The organism is Flavobacterium omnivorum, from assembly GCF_900099915.1.
GTDB classification, from domain to species: domain Bacteria; phylum Bacteroidota; class Bacteroidia; order Flavobacteriales; family Flavobacteriaceae; genus Flavobacterium; species Flavobacterium omnivorum.
In genome coordinates this window covers 64,681-76,572 of sequence record NZ_FNDB01000009.1, presented here as the reverse complement: position 1 = coordinate 76,572, position 11,892 = coordinate 64,681, and the positions used below count along the sequence as shown (strand labels likewise).

10 protein-coding genes and 1 other RNA gene are annotated in these 11,892 nt (G+C 35.0%); 7 read left to right on the top strand and 4 right to left on the bottom strand.

The genetic code is table 11. From position 1 onward, the window contains the following. Nucleotides 1-7: 7 nt before the first annotated feature. Nucleotides 8-1,198 (bottom strand): DNA polymerase IV, encoded by a 1,191-nt coding sequence (gene dinB, locus BLS90_RS10315; RefSeq protein ID WP_091257565.1) that lies wholly within the window; start codon nt 1,196-1,198, stop codon nt 8-10. A gap of 84 nt (nt 1,199-1,282) precedes the next feature. On the opposite strand from dinB, the gene BLS90_RS10310 reads away from it, so the two are divergent. The 4 genes from BLS90_RS10310 to BLS90_RS16890 all read left to right on the top strand — a co-directional run bounded on the left by BLS90_RS10310 (nt 1,283) and on the right by BLS90_RS16890 (nt 4,931). Beyond that, a complete protein-coding gene (locus BLS90_RS10310; protein WP_073355293.1) occupies nt 1,283-2,059 on the top strand; it encodes an XRE family transcriptional regulator in 777 nt (258 codons plus the stop codon). A 136-nt stretch (nt 2,060-2,195) separates the two neighbouring features. Beyond that, entirely contained in the window at nt 2,196-3,590 is a 1,395-nt protein-coding gene (locus tag BLS90_RS10305) for an exonuclease domain-containing protein (RefSeq protein WP_091257564.1), read from the top strand. Nucleotides 3,591-4,193: 603 nt separating this feature from the next. Next, nucleotides 4,194-4,664, top strand: a complete 471-nt coding sequence (locus tag BLS90_RS10300; RefSeq protein WP_091257563.1) for an OsmC family protein — start codon at nt 4,194-4,196, stop codon at nt 4,662-4,664. 126 nt (nt 4,665-4,790) lie between these two features. Continuing rightward, nucleotides 4,791-4,931: a hypothetical protein gene (locus tag BLS90_RS16890; protein ID WP_175455468.1), complete on the top strand. Its 141-nt coding sequence runs from the start codon at nt 4,791-4,793 to the stop codon at nt 4,929-4,931. Nucleotides 4,932-5,203: 272 nt separating this feature from the next. Here BLS90_RS16890 and ssrA read toward each other — a convergent pair. Together ssrA and BLS90_RS10285 are read right to left on the bottom strand one after the other, a co-directional pair. Beyond that, nucleotides 5,204-5,600: a transfer-messenger RNA gene (ssrA, locus tag BLS90_RS10290) on the bottom strand. Nucleotides 5,601-5,710: 110 nt separating this feature from the next. Continuing rightward, a complete protein-coding gene (locus BLS90_RS10285; RefSeq protein WP_091257561.1) occupies nt 5,711-6,910 on the bottom strand; it encodes a serine hydrolase domain-containing protein in 1,200 nt (399 codons plus the stop codon). Nucleotides 6,911-7,159: 249 nt separating this feature from the next. On the opposite strand from BLS90_RS10285, the gene BLS90_RS10280 reads away from it, so the two are divergent. Both BLS90_RS10280 and BLS90_RS10275 read left to right on the top strand, forming a co-directional pair. After that, nucleotides 7,160-8,362, top strand: a complete 1,203-nt coding sequence (locus BLS90_RS10280; protein WP_091257560.1) for an NAD(P)-dependent oxidoreductase — start codon at nt 7,160-7,162, stop codon at nt 8,360-8,362. A gap of 170 nt (nt 8,363-8,532) precedes the next feature. Further along, on the top strand, nt 8,533-9,531 hold the full coding sequence (locus BLS90_RS10275; RefSeq protein ID WP_091257559.1) for an LLM class flavin-dependent oxidoreductase: 999 nt from the start codon (nt 8,533-8,535) through the stop codon (nt 9,529-9,531). 247 nt (nt 9,532-9,778) lie between these two features. Here BLS90_RS10275 and BLS90_RS10270 read toward each other — a convergent pair whose 3' ends face one another. Beyond that, nucleotides 9,779-10,156: a DoxX family membrane protein gene (locus tag BLS90_RS10270; RefSeq protein WP_091257558.1), complete on the bottom strand. Its 378-nt coding sequence runs from the start codon at nt 10,154-10,156 to the stop codon at nt 9,779-9,781. Between the two features lie 423 nt (nt 10,157-10,579). On the opposite strand from BLS90_RS10270, the gene BLS90_RS10265 reads away from it, so the two are divergent. Beyond that, on the top strand, nt 10,580-11,866 hold the full coding sequence (locus BLS90_RS10265) for an anthranilate synthase component I family protein (RefSeq protein WP_091257557.1): 1,287 nt from the start codon (nt 10,580-10,582) through the stop codon (nt 11,864-11,866). The last annotated feature ends 26 nt before the right edge of the window (nt 11,867-11,892 follow it).

The window sequence follows — 11,892 nt, the reverse complement described above, 5'->3', positions numbered from 1 at the left end:
TTACTTCTCACTTTTCACTTCTCATCCTTTTCAAAATAACATCCTTCATATTAGGCTTCATAGCGGCACCGGCACACCGCATCACCGCATCAAAACCGTAGCGGCTTTTCATTTTATCCATAGCGGCATAAAGCGATAGCATTTCTTGCGTATCTTCAAAAAGATCAATCTGATAAGTACCCCGAACCAAACCGCTAAAACGAACACCCACCAAACGCAACCGCATTCGGCGTTGATACAGTACATCAAAGAGACCAAGTACTTTTTGCGTAAGCAAATGATCCGCTGAGGTATAGGCAATTTTGCATTGCTTGGTTTCGGTATCAAAATTAGCATACCTGATTTTCACGACTACTGTTGAGGTCAGCCACTCTTCTGAACGCAATTGAAATGCTAGTTTTTCAACCATTCCGCACAAAATCGATTTAAGGTGCTCAATATCAATCGTGTCTTGCACAAAAGTATGTTCAGTGGCAATTGACTTGCGTTCCGTGTACGGTTCAACGGGATTGTTATCGATACCATTGGCTTTTTTCCAAATCTCGACGCCGTTTTTACCAATCATGCGTTGCAGCACTTCGGCAGGCATTTCGGATAAGGTTTGTATGGTTCGAATACCAATTCGGGATAAGGTTTGAAACGTCACATCGCCCACCATGGGAATTTTCTGAATCGATAACGGGTTTAAAAAAGTACGAACCTGATCTTCGGGGATGTCCAAATGTCCTTTGGGTTTGCCTTCACCAGTACCAATTTTAGAAACCGTTTTGTTAATCGACAAAGCAAAACTTATTGGTAATCCGGTTTCTTTTACTACCCTTTGCGCCAGTTCATTGGTCCATTGGTAACAACCATAAAAACGATCCATACCGGAGACATCGAGGTAAAATTCATCGATACTCGCCTTTTCCATGATAGGTGCTTTTTCCTGAATCACTTGGGTGACGGTATGCGACAATTGCGAGTAGCGTTCCATATCACCTTTGATCACTTTAGCTTGCGGACAAAGTTTGAGCGCCATCGAAGTGGGCATTGCCGAACGGACTCCAAAACGCCGCGCTTCATACGAACAAGAAGCCACAACACCACGATCACCGCCACCAATAATCAACGGAATCCCTTCCAGTTGCGAGTTGTTTAACCGTTCGCAGGAAACAAAAAAAGTATCCAAATCCATATGTACAATTGCACGTGCCATTTCATTTCTTTTTAGAGGACAAAATTAGCACAGATACTAACATTTTTTAGTATATTTGTTGTTCCAAATTATAACAAATTTAGTATGTCCTTATTTTCAGACAATATCAGAGCCTTGCGTGTAAAACACAAAATCTCACAGGAAAAAGTAGCCGAAAGCCTTATGATTACTAGGGGTCGCTATGTGAAGTACGAAGATGGAACTTCCGAAGCGCCTTACGAAATTCTCAAGAAAATAGGGCAATATTACCAAATCAGTATTGATTTATTACTGTCTGTTGATGTTCGGAAAATTGAGGTGACTGATTTGTTAAAACTCGAAAATAACCGATTGATTTTACCCATTCAAGTAGATCAAATGGGCGAAAATCGCATTGAAGTAGTAACCCAAAAAGTGAAAGCAGGATACTTAAATGGCTATGCCGATCCCGAATATATCGAACAATTGCAACAAATATCCTTACCGTTTTTAGGCGTGGGCAAATACCGTGGTTTCCCTGTCGAAGGGGATTCGATGCCACCGCATCAAGATGGCGATATTATCGTGGGACGTTACGTAGAAGGTTTGGGTGAAGTTTTAGATGGGAAAACGTATATTTTTATTACCAGAAGTGAAGGAATGGTATACAAACGACTCAATAAAAACAACAAAAATGCCTTGGTACTAGCATCAGATAATTATTTCTATCCGCCGTACGAAGTCAAAGCGTCCCATATTCTTGAAATTTGGGAATACCAATGCAGCATCGCCCGCAGTGACAAACGGACTGAAGCGCTGGAAAGTGATACGATCAAAAACATGTTTGTTGAATTAAAGAAAGATCTAGCTGAGGTAAAAAATAGTATTGGTTTAACGAATTAACAACTAAATATTGGAGATTAATAGTGTCACTTCGAGCGCAGTCGAGAAGCATTACTTAACATAAAAGTTATAATTCAATTTCAATCAAAACACTATCACTTCGAGCGCAGTCGAGAAGCCTTCCTTACTATAAAAAATGAAAAAACAAGAATACGCAATAGTAGATATTGAAACCACAGGCGGCAATGCCACACACAGCCGCATTACTGAAATAGCGATTGTCATTCACGATGGCGAAAAAGTAATCGACCGATGGGAAACATTGGTAAACCCACAAAAACACATACCCGACGCTATTTTTGCATTGACAGGTATTACCAATGAAATGGTATGTGAAGCTCCTGTTTTTGATTTAATTTCAGATCGAGTATTTGAACTTTTATCGGATCGGGTATTTGTGGCTCACAATGTTAATTTTGACTACTCTTTTGTTCGTCATGAACTAGAAAGAGCTGGATTAAAGTGGACGGCCAAAAAATTATGTACCGTACGAGCAGCACGAAAAATTAAGCCGGGAATGCTGTCTTACAGTTTAGGACGGCTTTGTAGCTCCTTAGATATCAATTTAGAAAACCGCCACCGTGCTGGAGGTGATGCTGATGCAACTGCCATTTTGTTTAGCCGATTATTGGAATGGGACCATGACAAAGTAATGGATGTCATGATTAAAAAAACATCCCAAGAGCAGCAATTACCACCTAATTTACCAAAAGAAGATTTTGATCAATTACCAGATAAACCAGGCGTGTATTATTTTTATGATGAACATAAAAAAGTAGTATACATCGGCAAAGCAGTCAACCTAAAAAAACGAGTGGCATCCCATTTTGGAGGTCATAAAATCACACCTCAAAGGCAACATTTCTTGCGAGATATCTATGCCATTACTTATGAAGTTTGCGGTACAGAGCTGATGGCTTTGTTGCTCGAATGCAGTGAAATAAAACAGTTGTGGCCCATTCATAATAAAGCTTTGAAACGCTTTGAACCAAAATTTGGATTGTTCGAATACGAAGCAAGAAATGGATACCGCTACTTGGCAATAGGGAAACTGGCTAAAAATCAAAATTGTCTGGAAACTTTTGATAGCATTTATAGTGGTATAAATCTATTGCAAGAATTAGCCAAACAATTTGAAATTGATCAAAGGTTTTGCAAATACGGAAGTATGTCCGATGGCGTTTTTACAACTCAAAATGATACGGGAGCCTTACCTGAAATCGAGATACATAACGATTCAATTCAAGCAGCAATTGATTTTTATTTGAACAGCAGACCCAGTTTTGCGATTATTGACAAAGGAAGAACAACGGATGAACGCAGTTGCATTTGGGTCGAAAACGGACATTTTTTTGGTATGGGTTATCTGGATTCAGATCTAGTAATTACTAATCCATCTCAAGTCAAAGAGTATCTTACGCCTTGTAAATCTAATCAATATATCATGCAACTCATCTTTTCTTATGCACAAAAACATCCTGAAACAGTTCATATTCAGAAAGTGGATGATAATTTTGTGGCGTTTGAGTAATCGCAAAAATTTGGTAAACAATAACTTACAACAATACTAAAAGATAATAACTTAATCCTACCAAACAGAATTCCGTGGTTTTCCTTATCACTCCAAGTTAGCCTTAAATATATAAAAGCACTTTACTGAAAAATTAAGGGCAAACAGGAATTTACTCCATATACCACTAATGAAAAAGTAAACAAAAAAGGGAATTCGTCACATTGGTGTTCGACAGCAATTTAACATGTCCAATGTTATCAATCAAACTCCCTTAATGATCAGTATTTTTACTTTTACTTATTTAATAATAAACAAATTAATATAATAATTATTAATCGGAATTTAGAATATCACTTCGAACTTAGAAGGGGCTAAAATATTGCGATAATAGGTGGTTTTTTAATAGCCATGCCTTTACTTTTAATAGTGCTACCAAGCTTGTTGTATTATTTTAATATTGAACATAAAGCATAGTCAATTTGTCCAATAGCAGGTTATTTGCCGTTTTGTTTGTCAACAGTTCACTGCTACTATTTACAGTGTTTTTTAATCTAAAGTACTATTTCAATCCCATGCGAAAGAAATCGTTGATTTGATTACTTTTGGAATAAAAATAAAAAAATGAGTTTTAAACATGTATTCAAAGCAAAATTGGACTGGTTTTTAGTTAAAAGTGAGCAGGGTTCAACTTTCAAAACGTCTAGTAAAACCCATAGTATTACGATAGCAGGGAAACCTATTTTAAATGTTTCGGCTGCTAAAGCTTTCAAAGGAGATTCAACTTTGTATAATCCTGAAGATTTATTATTGAGCAGTATCGTTTCCTGCCACATGATGTCCTATTTATATGTTTGTTCTCAAAACGGAATTGAAGTGCTGTCTTATACTGATGCGGCTGAGGCAAGGCTTGAAGTTTTAGATAACGGTAGCGGACGCTTTATTGAAGTGCGCTTGTATCCAAAAGTGATCATAACACAAAAAGAAAAAATAGCCGAAGCACTACGTTTACATAAAAAAGCAAACGAACTTTGTTTTATTGCCAACTCCTGTAGTTTTCCAATTCTTCATGAACCAAGTTGTGAACTAGGATAATTTCGTAGAAGTTGAATAAAGAATTTGTAATGTTTCGGGCAATTTATTTAGATTTCAACTTTGTTCGGTTTCTATTTTTTAGATGAAGAAAGAAAAAGAGTCCAACTAAAAGTGAAAGAGGTGATTATGAATATAGCTAGGGAAGAAACAGCAAACGATGAAGTTGCAATAAACAAAACGGCTAAGAAAAGAAGTACCGAAACAATTCGTCTTCGTGCTAATAAAAATAGTTTAAGAGAATCTATAAAAGCCATAACTCTTGAATAACCGAGGTTTTTATTTAAACAGTGGCTTGCTAAAAGAGTAAAGTCTAAAAACTGATGAATTACTTGAAAATAAGAGCTACCACTTAGTTCAAAATGAGGGGATTTAGTACTTGGTTTTTTCATTGTTTTTTATGTATTTACCCAAAGTTACGAATTCAAATTTTACTCTCCTACTTTTCTATCAACAACTAATAGTCCAAAAATGCCAGCATTGTAATAATGCATACTCCTTGATTCGAAAAAAAACCCGAAAATCAATGATTTTCGGGTTTTTTGTGGAGTCGCCGAGAATCGAACTCGGGTCCAAACAAGCAACTAAAAAGCTTTCTACGCGTTTATTTCCTGATTGAGTTTTCGATAGTGTGCTAGGCCAGAAACAGCCACACGCTACTTATCTTCTTAATTTTGAAATCCACCCGAAGCTCATGGAAATCTAGGTCTATTTTTACGGTTCCCCTTATCTGAACGCCACAAACCAAGGCTTTCAAGGAGAATCCAGCTTTCCTATCTGATAGGAACGTGGCTTAATCGTACTATAATTCGGATTATGCAGCTAAAGCGTAGTTATTTTCGCCGTGTAAAATGGTAAGATCTTATATTTACGAGCAAGGTCTCAATGCTCGACGTGCTTACTTATCAATTCGACTTGCTGTCAAAACCAGTCGACCCCATTATTTAATTTCAAAATTTAAACTTGAATTTTGATTTTGCAAATATACACTTTTAAAGTTGAATTTGTATCGCTAAACTTCAAACACAGCGTCAAAAATCATACCTTTTTTATTCGTCTCGTAATTTGAAAGGATAATCTCCAAATAAAACGGCTAATTTCCGAACGTCATACGTTTTGCGCGTAAATTTATTAGATAAAGCGATTATAGTGACGCCTTCTTTTCGCAAAGTAATATAGGACGAGGTGTTTCCATGCCACCAACCATTATGAAAATAAAAATTTTGTCCCGTTTCCCAATTCACCATTCGGATTCCCAGACCATAATTTTTGGTTCCTTTGCGTTCGTTGCTGTATCCTTTATATACCATAGCTTGCAATGCTGGTGTTAAAAAATTAGCACTGCTTCTTGCTCTATCAAATTTTAATAAATCTCTAGGTGTGCTATAGATATTCTTATCGCCATAAACAGCATCTAAATAGTCTTTTCCTATCTCCACTTTGTTTCCTTTATATGACGTGACAGCAGAATCTTTATCCTTGTCATAGTCAAAAACATAAGTATTCTTCATTCCTAAGGGATCAAAAATAATTTGTTTCATGGCCTCTTTAAACGGAAGTTTTGTGATTTTTTCTACTATTAAGGCTAACATGGCATAATTGGTATTGCAGTAACTAAAACGAGTGTCAGTTTTGAACTCTAGACCAATATCTTTGGTTGCCATAATCGTCAGGATATCCTGATTGGTCAGTATATTGTGCCGATCCCAAACCGTTTTATCACGATCTGTAAAATAGGCATAATTGCGCATGCCGCTTCTGTGATTAAGTAATGTTTTTATGGTAACATCTGGATAAGGAAATTCCTTGAGAATGGTGTTTACCTTTTGATCTAGTTCGATTCTTTTGGCATTGACTAATTTCAAAATAGCAGTAGCTGTAATGACTTTACTAACTGATGCAAGATGCAGTGGTGTGGTCTTAGTAATTTCTATCTTATCTCTAAAATTAGCGTAACCTTCGTATTTTTCATAAATAATCTGACCGTTTTTTGCTACCAGAAAACTGCCATTTGCACTATTATTTGGCCAATTTTTTTTGTAAAAAGAGTCAATCTCCAGCTTTTTTGAATTGATATACGCGGCAGTGAGTTTGGGCTCTGGTTTAGATAAAGGCTTCATTTTAGGCAATGTACTCTTTGGGAGTTGCGCATCATTTAATTCCACTTTCTTTTTCTCTTTGGCGCAAGAGCTTAATATCACAAGGAGCAGGAATATATGTAGTATATTTGTTTTTTTTATAAAATTCATTTCTGTAGTGCTAGAAGGGCAAATATATAGAATCAATGTGTTTTGATTCCCTGTTTTTTTAAACCTTAACACTATTTTACCAGATGCTTTTGATTACAATAACTGTATCATTATGTGCATCAGTGGATAGTGGGATTGCAAATTATAGATTTTACTGAAAAATAAAATCAATTTCGTTTAAATTGTTATATTTGTAACAAATAAACATAATAAAGTTATATTAAATAAATCTTAAAGCGCACAAGAGATATGAAATTTGGAATTTTAAAAGAACGAAAAAATCCGCCTGACAGAAGAGTTGTTTTCTCACCAAATGCATTAACAAAGTTAAAACAGGAATATCAAAATGTTTCCGTAATGGTAGAACGTTCTGATATTAGGATTTTCACCGATTCTGAATATGAAAATCTTGGAATTGAAGTTACCGCTGATATCAGTGACTGTGATGTACTGTTTGGCGTAAAAGAAGTCCCAGTAGAAAATTTAATTCCTAATAAAACTTATTTTTTCTTTTCCCATACCATCAAAAGACAACCCTACAATAGAAAATTGTTGCAAGCCATATTAGCCAATAACATTGATTTGTACGACTATGAAACTATTGTAGATGGAGAAAACCGCAGATTAATTGGTTTTGGAAGATACGCTGGAATTGTGGGCGCTTACAATAGTATTCGGGCTTTTGGAATAAAATTTGAATTGTTTAAATTACCAAAAGCAGAAACACTTTCAGATAAAGAGGCCCTGATTGCTCATTTGAAAAGATTGGTATTACCGCCTTTAAAATTTGTGATTACTGGAACGGGTAAAGTAGGTAATGGAGCTAAAGAAGTTTTAGATGCTATAAAAATAAAGGAAGTATCCATTGAAAATTATTTGACAAAAAATTATTCGCAACCAGTTTTTACCCAAATTGATGTATTGGAATACAACAAGCGCAAGGACGGGCAGGTTTTAGACTTTACTGATTTTTATCAAAATCCAAAGGATTACATTTCTGATTTTGAAAAATTTACTAAAGTTTCTGACATCTATATCACAGGACATTTTTATGGTAGTGACGCTCCAGTAATTCTTACCCAAGAAATGATGAAAGCGAATGATTGCAAGATTAAAGTGGTTGCTGATGTCTCTTGTGATTTGAATGGTCCTATCGCTTGCACGCTTCGATCCTCTACTATTGCAGAACCTTTGTATGGCTATTTACCTAACGAACATCAAGAATCAGATGTTTTTCATCCTGCAGCAATTGTTGTTATGGCCGTGGATAATTTACCATGCGAACTGCCAAAAGATGCTAGTGAAGGATTTGGTGAAATGTTCTTAGAACACGTGATTCCAGCATTTTTTAACGAAGATAAAGATGGGATTCTGAAAAGAGCTAAAATTACTGAGAATGGTAAATTGACTCCAAGATTTAGTTATTTGCAAGATTATGTAGATGGGAAATAAGTCTTTTTTTTAATATAAATTATCAAACCTGCCATTTTAAGTGGCAGGTTTTTTTATGGACGCATAGGAGTAAACTATTTTTCATTTTTCAAACATTATAAATCTATTAACACCAGAGAATTTTGGGCTCGATAGGAAATGATTATTTTTGTTAAAATTTGAAATTAATAATGAAAAAAAACATTCCAATTTCCATATTAGAATTAGCCATAATTACTCAAGATAGCGATGCAAAGGATACTTTTCAAAAGACAACAGCATTAGCGCAACTTGCTGACAGTCTAGGATACAATAGATTTTGGTTGGCTGAACATCATAATATGGCTCATGTAGCCAGTACCGCTACGGTTGTGCTTATAGGTTATATTGCAAATAAAACTCAAAATATTAGAGTAGGTTCTGGCGGTATCATGTTGCCTAATCACGCTCCATTAATTGTTGCAGAACAGTTTGGCACACTGGAGATATTGTATCCAAACCGTATTGATTTAGGTTTAGGAAGAGCGCCAGGAACCGATGGATTAACCGCGCAAGCCATTCGCAAAGATTTTTTCGAACAGTCGCAGCGCTTTCCTCAAAATGTTGCAGCTCTTCAAGATTTTTTCTCAAAGGATAATACGAATGCACAGGTTAGAGCCTTTCCTGCAGAAGGAACTGATGTCCCTATTTGGATTTTAGGTTCTAGTATGGATAGTGCTGCTTTGGCTGCAGCCAATGGATTGCCGTACGCTTTTGCTGGACATTTTGCGCCCAAACAAATGGTCCAAGCGTTTCAATTTTATCGTGATAACTTTCAAGCTTCAAAATATTTAGACAAACCTAAAACCATGGCCTGCGCCAATGCAATTTTAGCTGACACGGATGAAGAAGCCCAAAAGTTAGCTACTAGCTTAACCCAAATGTTTCTGAACTTGATACGGAATGATAGAAAACCATTGCAGCCGCCAGTGGATTCTATGGATGGAATTATGACGGAAGAAGAACACTTTCATGTGAACCAAATGACATCTTGTTCCTTTATTGGAAGCAAAAAGAAAGTAGAAATCGAACTAAAACAGTTTGTAGACTACACGCAAATTGATGAATTGATGATCACCAGTCCAATTTTCAATCAAGATTATAAATTGAAAAGCATACAATTAATGAAAGAGGTTATCGATACCATATAAATTCACTACGAAGATTCTGACTTTTAAAATGGAATCCCTTTTGTACTTTTTTTTATTATCTGATACGGGTAAAACACCCTGCCTTATGGTGTTAAATTATAAATGGAGCACTAACTAGTGCTTTTTAAACATGTGGTTGTTGCTCATTTTAAATTGTTTAAAGCGTTAAAAAATGTAGCCCTGAAATTAGGTATTCCAATAAATCAAGGCTTTGATTTGGAATGTAAAGTTTACTTTTAATGCCAAATTATTTTGCTACAAATAAACCGTTGTAATTTGACCAATGACTAATTATTAAAAAGATGTTACCAAAAAACACAAATAAGGCAACTGGTAAATTTTCCGGGGTTAGGAAAAAATTAATCAATAGGATATTTAATGTAACGGGTAAAATAATAAGGTTCGCGAGGGTTACATAGCGACCAGTGATGAAAGAAAGTCCACAAAGGAATTCTAAAGATTTTGCCAAAGGAATCAAATAAGTCGACGCCATTAAACCAACATTAAAAGCTTTAAAATTACCGGTATTTTCGGCTTCAGGTGCAAGGTGCAGAAAAAAACTAACGGAGGTATAAAGGAATAAGATTCCTAATAAAGATCGAATAATAAGGATTGCAATTTTCATACTATATGGTTTTTATTGGTTACATATAAGAGAATTATTATAATGGGTTTGCAATTTTTATCCTATTTGCAATTTCCCATCCGTGCCCATTTAAAGCTGCAAAATTAGTAGTGTTAAACCACTGTTGAGCTGCTGGTTCCTATTTGTGAATTATAGTCTGAAACAATCCTACAAGTTGTTTTTTATTCGAAAATTGTGGATTGAAGTAAAATTATATTAGTGTAAAAAATCAATTGCTTTTTTGTTCCTAAAGATCTAAAGGTCTGAATTTTTTTGAGACTTTAAAAGACTATTTCAAAGATTGATAAAACCGAAATTGATTCTGTTTTATCAAATTTACAAAAAAATAAGCTATTTTTAGTAAAATCAATTATTGAAGGTTTATTTTTTATTGTAATTTTGAATTTTAAATACCAATACTTTTTGAGAACTTCAATTTACAAGTCTATTTCTGATCCAAAACTGTTTAAAGAACAGCTTTTATTATGGTCTCAACAGTTTCGAGAAATCATTTATTTGGACAGTAATGATTATCCACAAAATTATTCCAGTTTTGATTGTGTTCTTGCTGTTGATGCATTTACATCCATTAAAACTGATTTTCACAATGCTTTTGAAGACTTAAAACAATACCAGCAAAATACCAAGGATTGGCTTTTTGGCTATTTATCTTATGATTTAAAAAATGATATTGAGGAGTTACAATCTCATAATTTTGACGGATTAGAATTTCCCGATTTGTATTTCTTTCAGCCTAAAAAACTGTTTTTATTGAAAGGGAATGAACTCGAAATTCAATATCTCAATATGTGTGATGATGAAGTAGAGGAAGATTTTGAAGAAATTATCGAAAGTCGAAAGTCAAAAGTCGATATAGAAGCATTAGTAAAGATCCAACAACGAATTCCGAAGGAGAATTATCTTCAAAAAGTGGCTAAAATTTTGGAATACATTCATCGGGGGGATATCTATGAAGCCAATTTTTGTATGGAGTTTTTTGCCGAAAATGCAATCCTAGATCCTTTTGAAAAATTTAGTAAACTCAACGAAATTTCTAAGCCTCCATTTGCTGTTTTTTTTAAAAATAACACGTACTTTTTACTTTCGGCGACACCAGAACGCTATGTAAGGAAAGAAGGAGAACTGATTGTTTCGCAACCGATTAAAGGAACTGCAAAACGATTTTTAGACCCAATTGAAGATGAAAAATCAAAAAACGAATTGGCGACAGATGCAAAAGAGAGATCAGAGAATATTATGATAACGGATTTAGTGCGAAACGACCTATCACGTACTGCACAAAAAGGATCTGTTGAAGTAAAAGAACTCTGCAAAATTTATTCTTTTATGCAAGTGCACCAAATGATCTCAACAGTTATTTCAAAATTAGATGCGCAATATTCAGCTCTAGATGTTTTGAAAACAACTTTTCCAATGGGGAGTATGACAGGAGCACCAAAGATTTCTGTGATGAAAATTATTGAAGAACTTGAAGAAACAAAACGAGGTTTATATAGTGGAGCAGTTGGCTATTTTACACCAAACGGAGATTTTGATTTCAATGTAGTTATCCGAAGCATTTTATACAATCAAGAAAAACAATACGTTTCTTTTTCTGTGGGAAGTGCCATCACTTCGCAATCCATTCCTGCAAAGGAATATGAGGAATGTTTGCTTAAAGCAAAAGCGATGCGAGAAGTTTTAAGTTAAATCCAAACGAATTAATTAAATTTGAA

Excerpts from the sequence above, each read along its gene's own strand:
- dinB (WP_091257565.1), bottom strand. The coding sequence starts at position 1,198 with ATGGCACGTGCAATTGTACATATGGATTTGGATACTTTTTTTGTTTCC.
- BLS90_RS10310 (WP_073355293.1), top strand. The coding sequence starts at position 1,283 with ATGTCCTTATTTTCAGACAATATCAGAGCCTTGCGTGTAAAACACAAA.
- BLS90_RS10305 (WP_091257564.1), top strand. The coding sequence starts at position 2,196 with ATGAAAAAACAAGAATACGCAATAGTAGATATTGAAACCACAGGCGGC.
- BLS90_RS10300 (WP_091257563.1), top strand. The coding sequence starts at position 4,194 with ATGAGTTTTAAACATGTATTCAAAGCAAAATTGGACTGGTTTTTAGTT.
- BLS90_RS16890 (WP_175455468.1), top strand. The coding sequence starts at position 4,791 with ATGAATATAGCTAGGGAAGAAACAGCAAACGATGAAGTTGCAATAAAC.
- BLS90_RS10285 (WP_091257561.1), bottom strand. The coding sequence starts at position 6,910 with ATGAATTTTATAAAAAAAACAAATATACTACATATATTCCTGCTCCTT.
- BLS90_RS10280 (WP_091257560.1), top strand. The coding sequence starts at position 7,160 with ATGAAATTTGGAATTTTAAAAGAACGAAAAAATCCGCCTGACAGAAGA.
- BLS90_RS10275 (WP_091257559.1), top strand. The coding sequence starts at position 8,533 with ATGAAAAAAAACATTCCAATTTCCATATTAGAATTAGCCATAATTACT.
- BLS90_RS10270 (WP_091257558.1), bottom strand. The coding sequence starts at position 10,156 with ATGAAAATTGCAATCCTTATTATTCGATCTTTATTAGGAATCTTATTC.